We start from the raw sequence: 19,815 nt of genomic DNA on the forward strand, positions 1-19,815 counted from the left end.
CTTTGATGGCTGTATGACCGTGTTCGTCGGTACATCGGGGTGGCAGTACAAGGACTGGCGGGGTGTCCTGTATCCCTCCGGGTGCCCGGTGCGCCTCTGGCTGGAGGAGTACGCGGGACAGTTCACCACGGTCGAGATCAACAACGCCTTCTACCGGCTGCCGTCGCGGGAGACCTTCGCGTCGTGGCGCGACCGGGTGCCGCGGGACTTCGTGGTCGCGGTCAAGGCGAGCCGCTTCCTCACCCACATCAAGCGTCTGCGGGACCCCGAGGAGCCGGTGCACCGGCTGCTGGCCCACGCCGAGGGCCTGGGGGCCCGCCTGGGCCCGGTCCTCCTCCAACTGCCCCCGACGCTCCGGGCGGACCCGGATCTGCTGGACGCCTGCCTGGCCTGCTTCCCCTCGTCGACGCGGGTGGCGGTGGAGCCCCGGCACGAGTCCTGGTGGACGCCGCGGACCCGCGGAGTTCTGGAGTCCCGGGGGGCGGCCCTGTGCTGGGCGGACGTCCGCGCCCGCCCGGTGACTCCGCTGTGGCGGACGGCGGACTGGGGGTACGTCCGCTTCCACGAGGGGCGCGCGAAGGAGTGGCCGCGGTACGGCAGGCGGTCGCTGGAGACATGGGCGGGGCGGGTGAGGGACACGTGGGCCGAAGGGGAGGACGTGTACGCGTACTTCAACAACGACCCGAACGGGGCCGCGGTGGAGGACGCGAGGACGTTCGAGAAGCTCCTCCGCTGATCCCTCTCCGTCCCTTCTCAGCCCTGCCGGTCCTGATCTCAGCCTTGGTGGACGGCCCGCAGAGCGTCCCGTACGGCGTCGAGTGCCGTCTGTTCGCCCGTCCCCAGGCGCCGGGCCCGCTCGGCGTAGGCCTGCGCGGCCGACGCCAGTTCGCGTTCCGCCGCGGAGCCCGCCGCGGCGACGAAGGTGCCGTTGCGCCCCCGCGTCTCGATCACTCCGTCCGTCTCCAGCGCCCGGTACGCCTTGGCGACGGTGTTCGCGGCGAGCCCCAGCGTGTCGGCCAGGCCGCGCACCGTCGGCAGCCGGTAGCCGACCGGCAGCACCCCCGACCGCGCCTGTCCGGAGATCTGCGCCCGCACCTGCTCGTACGGCGGCGCGCTGTCGTCGATGTGGATCTTCAAGGTCACGGGGTCGATTGTCCCGCACCCGCCGGAAAATGAGAGGCAGCGGAACACATCCGCCCCGTAGCGTCCGACCACATGACTGTGATCGTGCGCGACCTGCGTCCCGGCGTACGGGCCGACTTCGAGGACTTCGTCCGGGTCCGCGACCTCGCCATGCCCTTCGTCCTGTCGACCCCCGACGGCCTCGCCTACGACGTCGCCCGGATGCACCCCGACGCCCACTACCGGCCTCTCCTCGCGGAGGCGGACGGCGAGGTGATCGGCACGGCCCAGGTCGGCCTGGTGCACGACAGTCCGGAGCCCGGTCAGGGCTATGTGAATGTGTACGTCCACCCGGAGCGGACGCGCCGAGGCGCCGGCGCGCTGCTGGTCCGCGCGGCCGAGGAGCATCTGGCGGCCCACGGTGCTAGGAAGCTGTTCGCCTGGGTCCTGGACGAGCCGGGCAACCGCGCCTTCGCCGAACGGCACGGCTATCGCGCGAGCCGCTCCGCGCACTTCCTCCGCCTGGACCTGGCGAACGGCACCCTGCCTCCGCTCCAGGACCCGCCGCCGGGCGTCGAGCTGCGCACCGGCGCCGACTTCGCGGACGACCCGCGCCCGCTGTTCGAGCTGGACTCGGAGACGCTGGCGGACGAACCGAGCGATGTCGAGTACGAGTTCACGGACTACGAGGCGTGGCTCCGGGAGACCTGGCGGCAGCCGCTGATGAGCCCCGAGCTGACCTCGGTCGCCGTGGTCGACGGCCGCCCCGCCGCCTTCAGCCTGGCCCGCACCGACGGCGGCACCCGCTACGGCACCGCCATGACCGGCACGGCCCGCGCCCACCGCGGCAAGGGCCTGGCCAAGCTCGCCAAGAACGACTCCCTGCACCGCGCCCGCGCCGCGGGGTTCACCCAGGCGTTCACCGGCAACGACGCCGGGAACGGTCCGATGATCGCCATCAACACATGGTTCGGATACGAGATCTGCGCCACGGAGGTTCGCTATGTCCGCGAAATCGGCTGAGGCGACGGAGCAGTTGGACGTGGTGCTGGTCAAGGCTGGCCGCACGAAGATCCGTTACCCGGCCGAGCTGGTCGGCGACGACGGCAACCACGTCACGGTCCGCGCCGCCTGGGCGGGCGACGGCGTCCGTGACTTCGGCTTCGTCCGCTTCGAGCCCGGGGACGTCTTCACGGAGCACTACTGGCGGGACCGCTGGTACGCGGTGAAGGAGGTCCGCGCCGGCGACGGCACGCTCAAGGGCTGGTACTGCGACGTCACCCGCCCCGCCGTGCGCTCCGGCGCCGAGCTCGTCGTGGAGGATCTCGACCTGGACCTGTGGCGCTCCGCCGACGGGACGGACGTGCTGCGCCTGGACGAGGACGAGTTCGCCGAGAGCGGTCTGGCGGAGCGGGATCCCGAGGCGGCGGGCGCCGCGACGACGGCCCTGGACGAGCTGGAGGTGTTCGCCTCCGTCGACGGCGGTCTGGAGTCGCTGCTGGCCTAGACGGCCGCCACCACCGCGTACCGCTCGTCCGCCACGGCCCTGCCCCACAGCAGCGGATCGCCGGACAACTGCTCGACGCGCACATGGGCGGCGACGGAGTCCAGGAGGGCGGTCAGCCGCTCGGCCGGTATCCCGACCGGGCTCACCGCACCCCAGACGCCCTCGACCAGCACCAGCCGGCCGCCCGGCCGCAGCAGCTCGCGCCAGTGGCGCAGGGCGCGGCCGGGGTCCGGGAGGGCCCACAGCACATGCCGTACGAGAACGACGTCGAAGCGCTGCTCCCCCACCGGCGGTGTCGCGGCGTCACCGACCAGGAACGCCGCGTCACGTCCGGCGAGCTTGGCGCGGGCGAGGTCCACCATCGCCGGGGAGCTGTCCACGCCGGTGACGCGGTGTCCCTGTTCGGCCGCGAGGAGCGACAGGCTGCCGGTGCCGCAGCCGAGGTCGAGGATGTCGCAGGCGCGGCCGGGCAGCCAGGAGCGCAGCCGGTCGGCCCAGGCGGCGCGCACCTCGGGGTCACGCAGGCCGTGATCCGGTTCTTCGTCGAAAGAAGCGGCTTCCGCGTCCCAATCCATGCGGGCGTCGGTGTCGAATTCCCTGTGATTCGCCATGGTCCACAGCGTGCCACCCGGCACTGACAATCAGACGGCGGTGGAACACCGCTCGAAAGCCAGTCGAAATCGTGATGGTCACCACTGACAGATTCGCTCCGATGAGTAACTCTCCCCAAAAGGGTCTACCTCCGCGAGAACGCGGAACACGGTAGGCACCGAAGGAGGCAGCCATGCGCCGCGTAACCGTGCAGAAGCCCCTGAAGAAGTCGGACAGCCGTCGGATCCGCGAGGAGGCGGAAGACAGCTCCGCCGGACGCCCCGAGGTGCGAAAGGACATCGCGCGCACCTGGTGGCCGGACGGCTGACACCGACATGACCCGGCGCATGGGATGTGTCAGTCCAGTCGCTTGCGGTAGTGGACGCGGTCGTAGGGCCCGTCCACTCGCCGTTCCAGGACCTCGTATCCGTACTTCGGATAGATCTTCTGGTTCTCCCACATCATCGCGTTCGTGTAGAGCCTGACCTCGGACAGGCCCAGCGCACGCGCGTGTGCGTCCACGAACCGCAGCAGCCGTCCGCCGACGCCGGTGCCCTGGGCGTCGGGGTGGACGGCGATGTTGTCGAGGTACAGATGATCCGCACGCGCCTCGACGACCACCAGTCCGTGCACGGGCTCCCCCGTGACGAACACCTGCCCCGCGGCCACGTTCGCCGCGTGGTCCCGCTCCATGGGCTGCGGCACCACCCCGATGCGCTCGATGTAGTGGTGGTACGCCGCATCGGTCACGCTCTTCACGGCTGCCACGTCGGTGGCGACGGCCTGCCGGATCTCCTCGTCGGTCATGCCGTGACGGTACCTACCTGATCGCAGTCTGAGCACTCCCTTAACGGCACCATAAGGATCTCCGTCAGCCGCTCCCAGCAGGCGATTTCACGGTTTCTTGGGGCTAGCTTGCTGATCGCCCCCACGGGATTCCCAAGAACCGCTGCGAGGAGTTTCCCCATGCCTGCACGCCGTAAGGCCGCCGTCGTCGCCGCCCTCGGCCTGACCCCGCTCGCCCTCACCGCGCTGGTCGCCGCGCCCGCGTCGGCGCACGGCACGATGGGTGACCCGGTGAGCCGGGTCGCGCAGTGCTACGCGGAGGGTCCCGAGAGCCCGAAGTCCGCCGCGTGCAAGGCGGCGGTCGCGGCCGGCGGCACGCAGGCGCTCTACGACTGGAACGGCATCCGCATCGGGGACGCGAACGGGCGGCACCAGTCGCTGATCCCGGACGGCAAGCTGTGCAGCGCGAACAGCGACGAGTTCAAGGGCCTCGACCTGGCCCGCGCGGACTGGCCGACGACGAGCGTGAGCAGTGGCCCGTACACCTTCAAGTACCGCGTCACCGCCCCGCACAAGGGCACCTTCACGGTGTACCTGACCAAGGAGGGCTACGACCCGGCGCAGCCGCTGGCCTGGGACGACCTGGACCTGGACCATCCGGTGGCGACGGCCACCGACCCGACCGCGACCGGCGGCCACTACACGTTCTCCGGCACTCTCCCGGAGCGCTCCGGCGCGCAGGTCCTGTACGGGATCTGGCAGCGCTCGGACAGTCCGGAGGCGTTCTACTCCTGCTCGGACGTGACGTTCGGCGGCAGTGGCGGCTCCTCCGGGTCCGGCTCGGAGAGCAGCGCGTCCCCGGCGCCGAGCGCGTCCGCCCCTTCCGAGGAGCAGATCGAGGAGGGCGAGGACGAGTCGACGGTCGAGCACCACGGCCACGGCGACCAGGACGCCGACACCTCGGCGGAACCGGCCGCGACGGAGTCGGAGCCGGCCGCCGCCGTGCCCGCTAACGAGGTGAGGGCGGCCGGTGCCACGGAGGACCTCGCCGAGACCGGTGGCGACAGCAGCACGGCGTATGTCGCCATGGGCGGCGCGGCCGTCCTCGCGGCGGGTGCGGCGATCCTCTTCGGGTCGGTCCGCCGGCGCGCGACGAGCGGTGGCCGGGGCCGCTGAGGCCACCACGGGGGGCGGGGGCTGTCCGGCGGCTCAGGCCGGACAGCCCCCGGTCGGGTGTCATCCGAGGACGGACGCACAGGTGGTCGCAGTGGCGTGGGCGGGGTCGAGCGCGTTGGTGACCTCGTGGAAGGCGATCAGGTCGAACAGTCCGATCGCCGCGTGTTCGGAGAGGTCGAGCGGGCACAGGTCCTGGATGACCACGTTGTTGACGCCGGGTCCGCTGAGGAACTGGCTCCGGTACGGCGTGACCACCTCGTCGTACTTGGTGGCGAGGACCGTGTACGTCACGCCGGGGACGGTGTCGCCGCCTTCGTTGAGCTTGGTGAGGAAGGGCGATCCGGCGGTCTGGTCGGCGAGGGCCGGGGTGTTCTGCGAGAGCAGGTCGCCGGCTCCGGGGAAGTAGTCCAGCAGCTGGGTGAGGCCGTTCAGCGTGGTGCCGTGGTTGCTGGGGGCGATGCCGACGAGGGCGTCCACCTTCGCGGCTCCGCCGAGGAACTTGAGGTAGTAGCGGGGCATCATGCCGCCCTGCGAGTGACCGACGAGGTCGGTCTCGGTGGCGCCGGTGGAGCCGAGCACCCGGTCGACGAAGGCGGACAGCTGGCCGGCCGACTTGTCGATGGGGCCGAGTCCGTGGAAGACGGGGACGCCGGACAGTTGGCCGTAGTCGAAGGAGTAGACGCAGTACCCGCGGTTCTTCAGGTACGGCGCGAGGCCCAGCCAGTTGTCGACGGAGTTGCCGAAGGTGCCGTGCACGAGGACGACGGGGTGGGGGTGGGCGGCGGACGGCTTGCAGGAGAAGTCGTTCCAGCCTCGGCTGGGAGCGTCGGCGGCATGGGCGCTGGTGGCGGCGGGGACGAGGGCGACCGATGCGGTCAGCAGCAGCGCGGTCAGGGGTCTGAGCAGTCGTTTCCAGGGCAGCATCGAGCGATCTCCTTGCGGCTCAAGGGAGTTGCGATGGCCTTACGCCCTGTGATCCGGATCACGAGGATGCTGTTCACTCGTCAAGTTACGAACGGGTAGTGCACTTGTGAAGTTACGCGTCAGTAAAAACTTCCAGTGCTAACCGGAAGCGAGTGCGACTCAAGTGCGTTCCCTGATGAACCATCACCAGGCAGGCCTGATGGGACCATAGGGGGCGATGCGCGCCAATTGATCACGCAACGCCCGCACTTCACCCTCACCGATCAGTTCGACCCACGCCCGAACGGCCTCCGCTGCCGCCTCCTCCGCGGCCCGGGTGCAGGCCCACCCCCGCTCGGTCAGCACGACGAGCCTGGCCCGCGCGTCGTCGGGATGCGGCCGCCGCTCGACGTACCCCTTCCGCACGAGGTCCTCGACGAGCTGGCTGGCGGCCTGCTTCGTGACTCCCAGATGGACGGCGAGGTCGGTGACCGTGGCCCCGTCCGGGGCGAGCCGGGTGAAGGCGAACCCGTACATGGGCCGCGCCTCGAACCCCCGCGCGACGACACCGTCATTGATGCGATGCGTCAGTTCACCCGCGGCGGCGAGCAGGGCGGCGGACAGGGCGAGGGCTTCGGAGTTCTGCACGGATGCATTGAAACACCCTTGACAGTTTGGTCAAGCAGCTTGACCATAGAGTCACATAGTCAAGCTGCTTGACCAATTTACCGATGTTCCGATCCGGAGGCACTCCATGCCCGTCATCCGCTCATCCGAAGCCGTCACGCACGAGATCCACGGCGCCCGCTTCGTCTCCTACGCCACTCCCCTGACCGGCAGCAAAGAGCTGTGCGCCTGGCGCGGCGAGATCCCGGCGGGGACGAAAGCCCCCGCTCACACGGTCAACCGCGAGGAGATCTTCCACCTCCTCGACGGCGAACTCCTGATCACCCTCGACGACGAAACCCACCGCATCACGGCAGGTGACACCCTGATCATCAATCCCGGCGCGACCCTGAGCGTCGAGAACCCGACCGATCGGACCGCGATCTCCTGGGTGACCACGTCCATCGGCCTTCAGGCGACGCTGGCCGACGGCACGGTCATCACTCCCCCGTGGGCCAACTGAGCTCGGAGCGGACCAACTCCAGCAGCCGGCCGACCCAGTTGCGGCCGCCGCGGGAACCGGCCTCCCGCCAGTAGGGGGACTCCTTGTGGCCGGTGTAACCGATCGGCGCGTCGCCGGTGGCGAGGAGGATCTCGGCGAGGTCGGGGTGCTGGGTGAACTTCGCGCGCAGGAGGCCGGCCATGACGGCGAGGCGTACGTCGGGCCAGTCGTCGCCCCGGTGGCTCTCGGCCAGGGCCCAGTAAGCCTCGTGCACGGAGGGATGGGTGGTCCCGGCGAAGTGGATCTCTGAGGGGTAGTCGTTGCGCAGCACGAAGAGGTCGAGCTTCTCGGGCCGGCCCCGGGGGTGGATGACGTCGTGCAGCACGACGGGTGGCGGGACGGCCTCGGCCGGGTCGTCCTCGTACACCGGTCGCGGCCGCTCCGCGACTCCGTGGTCGTACTCGTCGAAGAACGCGAGAACGTCCCGGTGCATCTCCTCCGTCACCACCGGGCCGTCCCCGTCCACGGGCTCGCCCACGTCGGTGAGCAGGATCCGCAAGGGACGGTCCTGGCGCTCCATGTCGCCCAGGACGTAGACGCGAAGGTGCGCCGGAATCGCCAGGTACGCCTTACGGAGGGCCGCACGGCTGAGCTCGGTCGGCTCCCGCCGGTAGTGCCGGATCGCCTCGTGGCAGCGCTGGGCCGTCGTCGGCCTGCCGCTCAACTCGTCGATGCGGTCGGCGACTTCGAGGAGAAAGCTCTCCGGGGTGAGCGGCTCGGGGTACCGGGCGCCCCACCTGGACGGCGGCTCGGGAGGCGGCGGCGCCTCGGGATCCCGCACCGCGATGGTCCCCTTGGCCAGCCTGCGCTCCAGCCCGGCGAGGTCGACGAGGTCGCGCCTCTCGCACTCGATCGCGCCGTCCGCGTACACGACGAGATCGTGCACGTCGTACACGTCCGCCACCTGGTGCCTGCGCCACACATGGCACCAGACCCCGTCGACCTTCTCCCCGCCCACCGTCCGGTACGTCGGCCCCCGCCATGTCATGCGGGCACCCTATGTCAGGCCGCCAGCGACCCCGGCATCACCGCGTGCGGCCCGAACTTGGCCCGCACGCGGTCCGCGACCTCCTCGATGCGGCGGAGCTTCTCGTCGGCGGGGTCGAAGGTGAGCTGGTGGGAGGCCAGTTCGGCGGGGCCGAGGCTCTCGGCGCGCAGGGACAGCGAGCGGACCCGGGCACGCTGGAGGCCGAGCGCCTCGTACATCTCGTAGGCCGTCCTGGTCAGCGCGGCCGAGTGTGCGGTGGGTTCCTTCAAGGTGCGGGTGCGGGTGGTCGCGGAGCGGTCGGCGTAGCGGACGGTGAGGGTGAGGGCGCCGCAGATCTTGTCCAGGGCGCGCAGTCGGGCACCCAGTTCGTCGGCGGCGGAGAGCAGGCTGCGGCGGTGCCGGTCCGGGTCCAACTCGTCGCGGGTGAAGGGGCGTTCGGCGGCCAGGGAGCGGGAGACCGCGTTCGGGACGACCCGGCCGCGGTCGACCCCGCTCGCCTTCTCCCGCAGTTCGCGGCCGACCCGCGCGCCCACCAGACGCTGGAGCGTGGACAGCGGTGCGGCGGCGACCAGGCCGAGGGTGTCGAGGCCGTACTCGCACAGGGTGCGGGCGGTGGCCGCACCGACACCGGGGAGCGCGGCGACGGGCTTCCCGGCGAGGAAGTCCGCGCCCTCCTCCTCGGTCACCGCGCAGGTCAGTCCGGGCCGCGCGTCCTTCATCGCCATCCGGGCCAGCATCCGGCCCGGCCCCGCGCCGATCACGCAGTCGACGCCGTACAGCGCGAGGGCGCGGACCCGGATCACCGAGGCCAGTTCGACGGCGTCCCGCCCGAAGTACCGTTCGGCGCCCCGCAGATCGGCCAGGGCCGCGTCCGGTGGCAGCGCCTCGACGACCGGTGTGAACTCCTCCAGCAACCCGAGCAGACCCGGCAGGGCCGCCTCACCCGTCGGCGGCAACTGGAAACGTACGCAGAGGATGGTCATCCCGCACTCCCCGGACTCTGGTGCCACAACTTCCGTATCTGTGAAGGCTCTTGACCCGCAGGTCGCAGATCCGCCCACGGATGCAGTTCGTATCCCGTCGGCATCTGGATGCGCCGGCCGCCGGTCGAATCGCCGGTCTCTTCCGGCATGGGCTCCGCCAGCCGGGCGGAGACCGCGTCGAGGCCGTGCTCGGCGCGCAGTTCGACCAGTTCGGCGAGGTTCCAGGCGGCGGCGCCGACCACGCTGAGGCTGCGCGGGCCGCGGCGCTGCACCACCCCGCGCACCAGCAGCAGCCAGGAGTGGAAGACCGTGTGGGCGCAGGCGTCGTGCGAGTCGTCGAAGAAGGCGAGGTCGACCAGGCCGGTGCCGTCGTCGAGGGTGCTGAAGATGACCCGCTTGCCGGACCGGATCGGCGGGGTCTGGGTGGCCGCCTTGGCGCCCGCGACGAGGACCGTCTCACCGTGCCGCGCGTCCCGCAGCCGCCGTGCGTCGACCACACCCAACTCCTCCAGGAACTCCCGGTGGTCGTCCATCAGGTTGCGCGAGGCGTCCATCGACAGGACACCCAGCTCGGCGCTGAGCCTCTCGGCGGAGGACAGGTCCGGCAGCCCGGCGGACGCGGTCTTCCGCCCGCCGGCCAGGGGCAGTTGTCCACCGCCCGCACCTCGTGCTCCCCGGTGCAGCTCGGTCAGGTGCAGTTGCAGGTCACGCCGGTTGGCGCCGAAGGAGTCCAACGCGCCCACCTGGGCCAGCCTTTGGGCGAGCGGTCGGCTCGGGCGCGCCCGCTCCCAGAAGTCCAGCAGCGAGTCGTACGGCTGCCCGTCCGCGATCCGCGCCGCCTCGGTCTCGCTGATGCCGTACACGTCGGAGAGGGCGAGCCGGAGTCCCCATACCCCAGGGGATTCAGACACCAGTTCGATACGATGGGCGACCGCCGACCTGTTCACGTCCAACGGCAGGATCGGCACCCCCCGGCGCCGCGCGTCCGCCAGCAGCAGCCGCTTCGGATACATCCCGGGGTCGTGCGTGAGCAGCCCCGCGTAGAAGGCCGCCGGGTGGTGCGCCTTCAGCCACGCCGACTGGTACGTCGGTACGGCGAAGGCGACCGCGTGCGCCTTGCAGAAGCCGTACGAACCGAAGGCCTCGATGATCTCCCAGGTCCGCTGAATCGTTTCCGCGTCATATCCGTTCACCGCCGCGTGCTGCGCGAACCAGAACCGGATCCGCCCCTGCGACTCCGGGTCGGACAGCCCGCGCCGCACCCGGTCCGCCTCGCCGCGGCCGCATCCGGTCATGATGTCGACGATGTCGATGATCTGCTCGTGGAAGACGACGACCCCGTACGTCCCCTTCAGTGGCTCCTCCAGATCCGGGTGCGGATACCTGACGGGCGCCCGTCCGTGCCGCGCCTCGATGAACGGCCGCACCATGTCGGCGGCGACCGGACCCGGCCTGAAGAGCGAGATGTCGACGACGAGGTCGTGGAAGGTGGCCGGCTGGAGCCGCCCGACCAGGTCCCGCTGGCCCGGCGACTCGATCTGGAAGCACCCCAGCGTCTCGGTGGAACGGATGAGTTGATACGTCGCCGGGTCACCCGGCGGCACGGCGTCCAGGTCGATCCGGTCCCCCGTCGCCCGCTCCACCTCCGCGACCGCGTGCGCCATCGCCGACTGCATCCGCACGCCCAGCACATCGAGCTTGAGCAGCCCGAGGTCCTCGACGTCGTCCTTGTCGAACTGCGACATGGGCAGACCCTCGCCGCTGGTCGGCATGACCGGCGTACGGGCGAGGAGGGAGGCGTCGGAGAGGAGCACCCCGCACGGGTGCATGGCGACTCCGCGCGGGAGGGCGTCGAGGGCCTCGGTCAGCTCCCAGAGCCGTCCGTACCGCTCCTTCTCCCCTGCCAGCGCGCGCAGTTCGGGCAGCTCCTCCAGTGCCGCGCGGGCGTCGCGGGCGCGGATGTGCGGGAAGGACTTGGCGATCCGGTCGATGTCGGCGGGGTCCATGGACAGGGCCGCCCCCACGTCCCGGATCGCGTGCCGCACTCGGTACGTCTCCGGCATCGCGACCGTCGCCACCCGCTCGGTGCCGAACCGGCCGATGATCGCGCGGTAGACCTCCAGGCGACGGGCGGACTCCACGTCGATGTCGATGTCGGGCAGCACGAGCCGGCGCTTGGACAGGAACCGCTCCATCAGCAGCCCGTGTTCGACCGGGTCGGCGTGGGCGATGCCGAGGAGGTGGTTGACGAGGGAGCCGGCACCGGAGCCGCGTGCGGCCACCCGGATGCCCATGTCCCTCACGTCGTCCACCACTTGAGCGACCGTCAGGAAGTAGGAGGCGTAGCCGTGGTGGGCGATGATGTCCAGCTCCCGGTGCATCCGCTCCCAGTAGGCGCGCTGACCGGCGTACCCCTTCAGCACCATCCCCGCCGCCGCCCGTGAGGCGAGCGTCCGCTGGGCGGTGCGGTGGCCCGCGCCGACGAGGTGCGGTTCGGGGAAGTGGACCGTGCCGATGCCGAGGTCGTCCTCGGGGTCGACCAGACACTCGGCGGCCGTCGCCCGGGTCTGCTCCAGCAGCCGGTGGGCGGTGTCCCGCCTGAAGCCCGCGGCGTCCACGATCCGCTCGGCCGCGGCCAGCATGGCGGACGGGTCCTTGAGCCAGGCCTCGCCGGAGTCCAGCTCCTTCGTCGGGTCGACGGGGACCAGGCGACGAGCGGCGTCCAGGATGTCGGCGACCGGGCCCTGGCCGGGGTCGGCGTAGCGGACGGCGTTGCTGAGCACGGGACGCACCCGCTGTTCCGCGGCGAAGCCGACGGTGCGGGCGGCGAGGCGCAGGGAGCCGGGCCCGGTGCCCTCGCGGCCGTGCCAGACGGCCTCCAGCCTGAGGGCGTCGCCGTAGTTCTCGCGCCAGGGGGCCAGGAGCCGGGCCGCCCGGTCGGGGCGTCCGGCGGCGAGGGCGCGGCCGACGTCGGAGGCGGGGCCGAGCAGGACGGTCAGGCCGTCCCCTCGGTTCTCGGCCCAGGGCAGCAGGGGCGTGCCCTCCGCACCCTTGCCGCCTTTCTCGGAGTGTGCCGCCGTGACGAGCCGGCACAGGTCGGCCCAGCCGTGGGCGCCGTCCCGGGCGAGGAAGGTGACGCGGGGTGTCGACTCGTCGATGAAGGCACCTCCGCGCACGGGCGCGCGGCGCTTTTCGGGTCGTACGGAATCACCCTGCCGTACGGGCTCCGGCGCATGCTCCTCCACGGCCAGCTCCACGCCGAACACCGGCCGGACCCCTGCCTTCGCGCAGGCCTTGGCGAAGCGGACCGTGCCCGCGAGGGTGTCGCGGTCGGTGAGGGCGAGGGCGTCCATGCCCCGCTCGTAGGCGCGCTCGGCCAGCCGCTCCGGGTGGGAGGCGCCGTAGCGCAGGGAGAACCCGGAGACGGTGTGCAGATGCGTGAACCCGGGCACCCGCGCCTCCATTTTCGAACATCAGTTCCCAACTGCCTCACCCCCACCATACCCCCTATCTCGAACATGTGTACGACAACCGTTCGGCCGCCTCCCACCTGCAAAAACGCCCCTCACCTCGGACTGTGAGGACATGACACAGAACAGCTTTCTCGCCGAGGTGAAGGACGCGGTCACCCCGCGGGCCACGCTGCTGGTCATCGGAGTGATCGCCCTCCAGTTGCTGTTCATCACCTCCTATGTGGGAGCGCTGCACGATCCGAAACCGAGGGACGTGCCGTTCGGGGTGGCCGCACCGCGGGCCGCCGCCGAGCAGGCGGTGGACCGGATGGAGAAGCTGCCCGGCTCGCCCCTGGACCCGCGCACGGTGGCCGACGAGGCGACGGCCCGGAGACAGATCCTGAACCGGGACATCGACGGGGCACTGGTCATCGACCCGGCCGGGACGACCGACACGCTCCTGGTCGCGAGCGGCGGCGGCACCGTCCTCGCCACCACCCTGGAGAGGTACCTCACCGCCCTGGAGGCCCCCCAGAAGCGGAGCGTCAGGACGGTGGACGTGGCCCCGGCCTCGTCCCGGGACTTCGACGGACTGTCGGCCTTCTACCTGGTCGTCGGCTGGTGCGTCGGCGGCTATCTGTGCGCCTCGATCCTGGCGATCAGCACCGGCGCCCGGCCCGCCAACCCGCGCCGCGCGGTGATCCGGCTGATCGTGATGGCGCTGGTGTCGATCGTCGGCGGACTGGGCGGCGCGGTGATCGTGGGGCCGGTCCTGGACGCGCTGCCGGGCAGCGTGCTCGCCCTCTGGGGACTCGGCGCGCTGGTCACCTTCGCGGTGGGGGCGGCGACCCTCGCCCTCCAGGCGATCTTCGGGATCATCGGGATCGGCATCGCGATCCTGCTCGTGGTGATCGCGGGCAACCCGAGCGCGGGCGGGGCCTTCCCGCTGCCGATGCTGCCGCCGTTCTGGCAGGCGATCGGCCCGGCACTGCCACCGGGCGCGGGCACCTGGACGGCCCGCTCGATCGCCTACTTCAAGGGCAACGACACGACCGCCTCCCTGCTGGTGCTGTCGGCATGGGCGGCGGCCGGGATCGCGATCACGCTGGGGATGGCGTGGCTGCGGAGGAAGCGCGAGGGCGAACCGCCGCCGGCTCGGATGCCGTAGTACGTCCCGGCGGCCACCGGCAGGAGACCGCCACGGTCGAACCCGCAGCCGCCGAGGGCACTCCACCCCCACCAGGGCCACCCGCACCCGACCACGAAAAGAAGTCCCGCCCCCGGAGGGGCGGGACTCCGACGGACCACGAACCGTCAGCCGATCGACGTCCCCGTGGCCGACAGCGCCTCGGTCACCGGCTGGAAGAACGTCTCCCCACCGGAGGTGCAGTCACCGCTGCCGCCCGAGGTGAGCCCGATCGCGCTGCTCCCGGAGAACAGCGAGCCACCGCTGTCCCCGGGCTCCGCGCAGACGTCCGTCTGGATCAGCCCGTTGACGATGTCACCGTTCCCGTAGTTCACGGTCGCGTCCAGCCCCGTGACCTTCCCGGAGTGCACCTGCGTCGTGGAGCCGCTGCGCGTGACCGACTGCCCGACCGTCGCCGCCGCGGCCCCCGTGATCGCCTGCGAGGACCCGTTGTAGAGGTTCACCTCGCTCGGGTGATCGACCCCGGCGGCGTATTTGACCAGCCCGAAGTCGTTGTCCGGGAAGCTGGACACCTCGTTCGTGCCGATCCGGGTCCCGCTCGAGTCCGACCAGGTGGAGATGGACTCGGTGCAGTGCCCGGCGGTGAGGAAGTACGGCTCCCCGCCCTTGACCACGTTGAATCCGAGCGAGCACCGTCCGCTGCCCCCGGTGATCGCGTCACCGCCGGCGACGAAGGGCTTGAACTCCCCCTTCGTGCGCTGGAGTTCGGCCGTGCCGCCGAGTCCGTCGACGACCTTGGTGAGCGTGGCCCACTCCGCGTCGGAGACCGTGCGGTCGGCGGTGACGACCACCTTGTTGGTGGTCGGGTCGGTCGCCCAGGACGTACCCGGGATCGTCGCGTCCTGCTTGAGCGTCCCGCGGGCGCTCTTCAGCTCGGCGAGGGAGTTCGCCACGACCCGCGCCTTGGCGCCGGCCGCCTCGACGGTGTCGGCCGCGGTCTCGCTGAGGACGTTCACGACGAGGTTCTTGGCCTTCGCGTCGTAATACGTTCCCGCCGCCGCGGTTCCGAGATCCTTGCCGAGCGTCGAGGCAAGCTTTCCGGCCGCCGCGACCGACAGGGTCTCGGGTGCGGAGCTCTTCGTGGGCTCGCTGGCGTTCGCAGTCTGGAAGGTGATGCCCGCGGCGACCAGTGCGGCGATTCCCGCACCTGCCAGGGCTGCCCGCCGCTTGGGTATGCGTCGGTGCTGCAACTCGGGTCCTCCTGTGGGGGGTCGGCCCGGTCGGTTATGGGGACCTCGCGGGCCGGAAGGCTGGTTGACGAGCCCTTACTCTTTCGAACCCGGCGGGGAGCGCACAAGGTTGAGTTCCGGACGCGCGTAGAACGCGGTTGCACGCCCCTCCCTGATTGACCGTGGACAGTCACACCAGGCGGCTTCGCAGTGCAAACACTACGTGCGGGTAACCAATGACCAGCCTGTGAGGTCTAGTCCTGTCCTGAATTCGACCCCTCGGAGCCCGGATCCGGACGAGGCTGGGGCGACGGCAGTTGCTCCTGCACCGGTTGCTCCTCCACAGAACGCACCGGTTGCTGCGGTTGCTGCACCGGTGCGGGCGCCGGCGCCGCCCGCTCCAGGAACCGCAGCAGCTCGACGGGGAAGGGCAGCACCAGCGTCGAGTTCTTCTCGGCCGCCACCGCCACCACCGTCTGCAGCAGCCGCAGTTGCAGCGCGGCCGGCTGCTCGGACATCTCCTTGGCCGCCTCGGCGAGCTTCTTCGACGCCTGGAGTTCGGCGTCGGCGTTGATGACCCGGGCCCGCCGCTCCCGGTCGGCCTCGGCCTGCCGGGCCATGGAACGCTTCATGGTCTCGGGCAGGGAGACGTCCTTGATCTCGACCCGGTCGATGGTGACGCCCCACTCCACGGCCGGGCTGTCGATCATCAGCTCCAGGCCCTGGTTGAGCTTCTCGCGGTTGGACAGCAGATCGTCCAGCTCGCTCTTGCCGATAATGGACCGGAGCGAGGTCTGGGCCATCTGCGCGACCGCGAACCGGTAGTCCTCCACCCGGATGATCGCCTCGGCCGGCGCGGTCACCTTGAAGTAGACGACCGCGTCGACCCGCACCGTGACGTTGTCCCGGGTGATGCCCTCCTGCCCGGGCACCGGCATCGTCACGATCTGCATGTTGACCTTCCGGAGCTTGTCGATGCCCGGAACGATCATCGTGAACCCCGGCCCGCGCACTTCCGGGCGGAGCCTGCCGAGACGGAGGACCACACCCCGCTCGTACTGTTTGACGACCCGCGCGGCCGCCATCACGTACACCGCTCCGACGGAGGCGAGTGCCGCGCCCGCTGCCACCAGCTCCTCGACCATGACGGCCCCCCAGGGTCCGAATCAGGCGCTCAAGGTGTGTACTTCGACGGTAACTCCGCGATGTACACGATGGGGAGACGGAGGACACAGGTGCTCGACGGCATACAGACCCGCGACGGCAGGTGGCTGACGGTCGAGGAGTACGGCGACCGGGACGGCACACCCGTGGTGCTGCTGCACGGCACCCCGGGCTGCCGGTCCGGGGTCGTGCCCGAGGACGTGGTCAAGGCACACCCCTGGGTGCGGTTCATCGCCTACGACCGTCCCGGCTACGCCGACTCGGACCGGCACCCGGGACGCCGGGTCGCCGACGCGGCCCGGGACGTGGCCGATCTGGCCGACGCCCTCGGGCTGGAGAAGTTCTCCGTCCTCGGGCGGTCCGGCGGCGCCCCGCACGCCCTGGCCTGTGCGGCCCTGATGCCCGCGCGGGTACGGCGGGCGGCGGCGCTGGTGTCCCTCGCGCCACCGGACGCGGAGGGGCTGAGCTGGTTCGACGGCATGGCGGCCTCCAACGTCGAGGACTACACCCTGGCGCTGACCGACACCCTCGCCTTCGCGGAGCGGCTCGCCTCCCGGGCCGCCGCCGTCCGCCGGGACCCCGCCCAGCTGCTCGTGACCATCCGCGACGGGCTCACCGACGCCGACCGGCGGATCGTCTCCCAGCCGGCCGTCGGCGACATGCTGCTGCGCAACTACCGCGAGGCGCTGCGCACTTCGGCGTACGGCTGGCTCGACGACGCCCTCGCCCTGCTGAGCCACTGGGGCTTCGACCCGGCGGCCGTCACGCGGCCGGTCCTGCTGTGGCACGGCGCCCAGGACCGGTTCTCCCCGGTGGGCCACTTCGAGTGGCTCCTGGGCCGCGTCCCGCGCGCCCGTCCCGTCCTGGACCCGGACTCCGGTCACTTCGGGGCGATCGAGGCGCTGCCCGCCGTACTGGACTGGCTGTGCCCGGCGTCATGATCCGGGGCGCTCCATCCGGGCACCCCGCATCAGGTCCATGACCCGCTCGTGGCTGTCCCCCACGGCGTCGGTGACGCGCAGCCGCAGGCGCAGCTGGTCGATCTCGCCGACGAACCGACGGCCGTAGGCCCCCGCCCGCATCCCCCCGTTGCCCAGGGGGAACCCGGCGCCGGTCAGCCGCAGGTAGTAGTCCTTGCCCTGGACGAACCCCCGGTCGGCGAGCTCCTCCAGCACCCCGGCGTGGTCGGTCCACGCGGTGGGCTCCCCGCCGCGCGGGACGAGGCAGTAGTCCACCCGCTCCACCACCGAGTGCTGCGAACCGCCGTTCACCACTTCCACATGCCAGCCGGGCTCGTCCGGACCGAGGTCGCCGACCGTCCAGGAGGAACTCCAGCCCAGTGCGGGCCGTACCGTCCGCGCGTACTGGGCTCGCCCGAACACCGCGGCGAGCGCCACCGCGAGCAGCGCGCCCAGCGGGTTCATGTCCATGAGCCGCAGCCGCCAGGGCCACTGCCGGGCCAGGTCGCCGGTGATGTTCGACCGCACGATCTCCCACAGCAGCACCAGCGTCAGCAGGATCAGCAGCACCAGCGGCGCCACGAACAACAACGGACTGCGCCGCACCTGCCGTTGCCGGTCGTCGAACTCCAACCCCTGGTCCTCTCGCCCGTGTTGACGGCGACAATAGCGAGCCCCCGCACGACAGGCGTGTGCGGGGGCTCACCACAGGTGCTGCTGCGATTCAGGCCGTTCCGGGACCTAGAAGACGCTGACGCCGTACGCGCTCAGGGCCTCGGTGACGGGCTGGAAGAAGGTCGTGCCGCCGGAGGAGCAGTTGCCGCTGCCGCCGGAGGTCAGACCGTAGGCGACGGTGCCGCCGTACAGCGGGCCGCCGGAGTCGCCGGGCTCGGCGCAGACCGTGGTCTGGATCATGCCGTACACGACGTCGCCGCCACCGTAGTTGACGGTCGCGTTGAGGGCGGTGACCCGGCCGCTGTGCGTGCCGGTGGTGGAGCCGCGGCGGTACACCGTGGTGCCGACGGAGGGCGTGGCGGCACTGGTGATGTCCTGGCTGCCCACGGTGCCCGAGATCGAGGACACGGGGTAGTTGGACGAGTACCGGACGATGCCGTAGTCGTTGGTCGGGAAGCTGGAGCCGGCGGTCGCGCCGAGCAGCGACGTACGACCGGAGTTGGACCACCAGTTGCCCGCACCGTCGGTGCAGTGACCGGCGGTCAGGAAGTAGTAGGTGCTGCCGCTGCGGACGTTGAAGCCCAGGGAGCAACGCCAGCTACTCGCATAGATTGCGTCGCCGCCGGAGATCAGCTTGTTGAACTTGCCCGGGGTCCGCTTGATCGTCAGCGCGTCGGCGTTGGCGCCGGCCTGCCGCTTGATCTTCGCGATCTCCGCCTTGGAGACCGTGCTGTCGACGGTGACGACGACACGGTTGGTCTTGCTGTCGACGGCCCAGGCGGTGCCGGGGACATCGGCCTTGAGCACCGAACTGTTGGCACTCTTCAGCTCGTTGGCGCTGAAGGTGGTCACGTCCGAGGCGTTCGCGTTGGGGATCGCGATCGCGGCGGCGGCCACGAGTCCGGTGGATACGGCGATCAGCCGGGTCCGTCTCGTAATGCCGCTGCGGGGGGTGGTGCGCTTGATCCTCACTTTTCGTTCCCTCCCAGGGAGGTTGGGGGCCCGCGTGGGGTCGGGGCCCGTGAGGCGCAGCCAGAAGCCCGCATGTCCGGATTCCGAACACGCCGTGCCCCTGACAAGCGCTGAGGGGGAGTATTCGGCCGATCGACCGGTAGCCGCAAGGGCGCCTTTCGGCCGTCAAGCTTTGAACCACCCATGCGTTCCCCGTGAGCCGGCCGCTCCTCAGAGCAGGGTGCGCTCCCCCGCCTCGATGGCGATGCCCAGCGTATTGCCCGGCGGCGGGAAGGGGCAGATGAAGTGGTCGGCGAACGCACACGGCGGAAGCAGGGCGCGGTTGAAGTCGACCGTCGTGCGCCCCTCGGCATCGGGTGCGGCGGGCCGCAGGAACCGGAAGCGGTGGCTACCGGATCCGCTCGTCGCATCGCCGAAAACCGCCCACAGCGAACCGTCCGCCTCGACCGTCACCTGGAGCGTGAACTCCTGTCCGTCGAGGGTGAACGCCAGCTCTCCGCCGAGCCCGAGGCCGCGCCGCCGTCCGTCCGCGTTCTCCACGCGGACGCTGCGCGGCGCGTCGTACGGCGTGAAGCGCCCCGGCACCGACCAGCGCGGCTCGTAGGGCGTGGCCGCGATACCGCGGAACGCGCGCCGCGCCTCGGACCCCGGGTCGAAGTCCCGTACGCCCCACGCTCCCTCGCGCACCAGCACGACCAGCCGCCGCTCGCCGTGCGCGACCCGGCTCGCGCCCACCGGCCCGGGGTCGGCGCCGAGCCGTACCGCACCGCCGAAGGGCCGCCCGTCGACGGTCAGCCCGTCCTTCTCGGCGGCCCGGAGCAGCACCGCGTCGCCGTCGGCCGACCAGGTCCCGGGAGTGTCCGGAATCCGCCCTTCCGAAAAGTCCTCCAGCCAGTGCGTGCCGGTGAGCGAGAGCGGTCCGTAGGGCGCGGAGACCGTCTCGACGCGGTGTTCGTGCCACTTCTTCCACTCGTCGAACGCGTCCGACGTCAT

General features: G+C 71.1%; 21 protein-coding genes. 8 read left to right on the forward strand and 13 right to left on the reverse strand.

What is annotated here, in order from left to right:
* The first annotated feature begins 13 nt into the window (after positions 1-13).
* Positions 14-736 (forward strand): DUF72 domain-containing protein, encoded by a 723-nt coding sequence (locus OG381_RS12420; RefSeq protein ID WP_327716164.1) that lies wholly within the window; start codon positions 14-16, stop codon positions 734-736.
* A 38-nt stretch (positions 737-774) separates the two neighbouring features.
* On the opposite strand, the gene OG381_RS12425 is transcribed toward OG381_RS12420, so the two are convergent.
* Positions 775-1,143 carry a GntR family transcriptional regulator gene (locus OG381_RS12425; RefSeq protein ID WP_327716165.1) on the reverse strand — a complete coding sequence of 123 codons (369 nt, stop codon included), beginning with the start codon at positions 1,141-1,143 and terminating at the stop codon, positions 775-777.
* Between the two features lie 72 nt (positions 1,144-1,215).
* Between OG381_RS12425 and OG381_RS12430 the strand changes: the two genes are divergently transcribed.
* Both OG381_RS12430 and OG381_RS12435 read left to right on the forward strand, forming a co-directional pair.
* A complete protein-coding gene (locus OG381_RS12430; RefSeq protein WP_327716166.1) occupies positions 1,216-2,145 on the forward strand; it encodes a GNAT family N-acetyltransferase in 930 nt (309 codons plus the stop codon).
* Positions 2,126-2,629 carry a DUF402 domain-containing protein gene (locus OG381_RS12435; RefSeq protein WP_327716167.1) on the forward strand — a complete coding sequence of 168 codons (504 nt, stop codon included), beginning with the start codon at positions 2,126-2,128 and terminating at the stop codon, positions 2,627-2,629. The genes OG381_RS12430 and OG381_RS12435 overlap by 20 nt, the downstream gene beginning before the upstream one ends.
* Here OG381_RS12435 and OG381_RS12440 read toward each other — a convergent pair.
* On the reverse strand, positions 2,626-3,240 hold the full coding sequence (locus tag OG381_RS12440; protein WP_327716168.1) for a class I SAM-dependent methyltransferase: 615 nt from the start codon (positions 3,238-3,240) through the stop codon (positions 2,626-2,628). The two genes, OG381_RS12435 and OG381_RS12440, sit on opposite strands and share 4 nt — an antisense overlap.
* 173 nt (positions 3,241-3,413) lie before the next feature.
* Between OG381_RS12440 and OG381_RS12445 the strand changes: the two genes are divergently transcribed.
* Positions 3,414-3,548 carry a hypothetical protein gene (locus OG381_RS12445; RefSeq protein WP_327716169.1) on the forward strand — a complete coding sequence of 45 codons (135 nt, stop codon included), beginning with the start codon at positions 3,414-3,416 and terminating at the stop codon, positions 3,546-3,548.
* A 29-nt stretch (positions 3,549-3,577) separates the two neighbouring features.
* Here the strand turns inward: OG381_RS12445 and OG381_RS12450 are convergent, their stop codons facing one another.
* Complete coding sequence (locus OG381_RS12450) at positions 3,578-4,027, reverse strand: GNAT family N-acetyltransferase (RefSeq protein WP_327716170.1); 450 nt, start codon at positions 4,025-4,027, stop codon at positions 3,578-3,580.
* A gap of 159 nt (positions 4,028-4,186) precedes the next feature.
* On the opposite strand from OG381_RS12450, the gene OG381_RS12455 reads away from it, so the two are divergent.
* On the forward strand, positions 4,187-5,182 hold the full coding sequence (locus OG381_RS12455) for a lytic polysaccharide monooxygenase auxiliary activity family 9 protein (protein ID WP_327716171.1): 996 nt from the start codon (positions 4,187-4,189) through the stop codon (positions 5,180-5,182).
* 60 nt (positions 5,183-5,242) lie between these two features.
* On the opposite strand, the gene OG381_RS12460 is transcribed toward OG381_RS12455, so the two are convergent.
* Positions 5,243-6,106 (reverse strand): esterase/lipase family protein, encoded by an 864-nt coding sequence (locus OG381_RS12460; RefSeq protein ID WP_327716172.1) that lies wholly within the window; start codon positions 6,104-6,106, stop codon positions 5,243-5,245.
* 183 nt (positions 6,107-6,289) lie between these two features.
* The gene (locus OG381_RS12465) at positions 6,290-6,733 is read right to left on the reverse strand and encodes a MarR family winged helix-turn-helix transcriptional regulator (protein WP_327716173.1); all 444 of its coding nucleotides are present in this window, start codon (positions 6,731-6,733) and stop codon (positions 6,290-6,292) included.
* Positions 6,734-6,839: 106 nt separating this feature from the next.
* On the opposite strand from OG381_RS12465, the gene OG381_RS12470 reads away from it, so the two are divergent.
* A complete protein-coding gene (locus OG381_RS12470; protein WP_307032746.1) occupies positions 6,840-7,214 on the forward strand; it encodes a cupin domain-containing protein in 375 nt (124 codons plus the stop codon).
* Here OG381_RS12470 and OG381_RS12475 read toward each other — a convergent pair.
* From OG381_RS12475 to OG381_RS12485, 3 genes are read right to left on the reverse strand one after another with little or no spacing between them, the layout of a single operon-like run.
* Positions 7,192-8,241, reverse strand: coding sequence for an NADAR family protein (locus OG381_RS12475; protein ID WP_327716174.1), 1,050 nt, complete (start codon positions 8,239-8,241; stop codon positions 7,192-7,194). The two genes, OG381_RS12470 and OG381_RS12475, sit on opposite strands and share 23 nt — an antisense overlap.
* Before the next feature lie 14 nt (positions 8,242-8,255).
* A complete protein-coding gene (locus OG381_RS12480) occupies positions 8,256-9,224 on the reverse strand; it encodes a DNA polymerase Y family protein (RefSeq protein ID WP_327716175.1) in 969 nt (322 codons plus the stop codon).
* Positions 9,221-12,676 (reverse strand): DNA polymerase III subunit alpha, encoded by a 3,456-nt coding sequence (locus OG381_RS12485; protein ID WP_327716176.1) that lies wholly within the window; start codon positions 12,674-12,676, stop codon positions 9,221-9,223. Before OG381_RS12485 ends, OG381_RS12480 begins: the two co-directional genes overlap by 4 nt.
* Positions 12,677-12,809: 133 nt before the next feature.
* On the opposite strand from OG381_RS12485, the gene OG381_RS12490 reads away from it, so the two are divergent.
* The gene (locus OG381_RS12490; protein WP_327716177.1) at positions 12,810-13,844 is read left to right on the forward strand and encodes a DUF3533 domain-containing protein; all 1,035 of its coding nucleotides are present in this window, start codon (positions 12,810-12,812) and stop codon (positions 13,842-13,844) included.
* 146 nt (positions 13,845-13,990) lie between these two features.
* On the opposite strand, the gene OG381_RS12495 is transcribed toward OG381_RS12490, so the two are convergent.
* Positions 13,991-15,073, reverse strand: coding sequence for a S1 family peptidase (locus OG381_RS12495; protein WP_327716178.1), 1,083 nt, complete (start codon positions 15,071-15,073; stop codon positions 13,991-13,993).
* 233 nt (positions 15,074-15,306) lie between these two features.
* Positions 15,307-16,197, reverse strand: coding sequence for a slipin family protein (locus OG381_RS12500; RefSeq protein WP_327716179.1), 891 nt, complete (start codon positions 16,195-16,197; stop codon positions 15,307-15,309).
* A 90-nt stretch (positions 16,198-16,287) separates the two neighbouring features.
* Between OG381_RS12500 and OG381_RS12505 the strand changes: the two genes are divergently transcribed.
* Positions 16,288-17,157 (forward strand): alpha/beta fold hydrolase, encoded by an 870-nt coding sequence (locus tag OG381_RS12505; protein ID WP_327716180.1) that lies wholly within the window; start codon positions 16,288-16,290, stop codon positions 17,155-17,157.
* Here the strand turns inward: OG381_RS12505 and OG381_RS12510 are convergent.
* The 3 genes from OG381_RS12510 to OG381_RS12520 all read right to left on the reverse strand — a co-directional run bounded on the left by OG381_RS12510 (position 17,152) and on the right by OG381_RS12520 (position 19,815).
* Complete coding sequence (locus tag OG381_RS12510; protein WP_327716181.1) at positions 17,152-17,808, reverse strand: hypothetical protein; 657 nt, start codon at positions 17,806-17,808, stop codon at positions 17,152-17,154. The genes OG381_RS12505 and OG381_RS12510 overlap by 6 nt on opposite strands.
* 108 nt (positions 17,809-17,916) lie before the next feature.
* Complete coding sequence (locus tag OG381_RS12515; RefSeq protein ID WP_327716182.1) at positions 17,917-18,822, reverse strand: S1 family peptidase; 906 nt, start codon at positions 18,820-18,822, stop codon at positions 17,917-17,919.
* A gap of 210 nt (positions 18,823-19,032) precedes the next feature.
* Positions 19,033-19,815 (reverse strand): DUF1684 domain-containing protein, encoded by a 783-nt coding sequence (locus OG381_RS12520; RefSeq protein ID WP_327716183.1) that lies wholly within the window; start codon positions 19,813-19,815, stop codon positions 19,033-19,035.

The organism is Streptomyces sp. NBC_00490, assembly GCF_036013645.1.
GTDB lineage: Bacteria > Actinomycetota > Actinomycetes > Streptomycetales > Streptomycetaceae > Streptomyces > Streptomyces canus_F.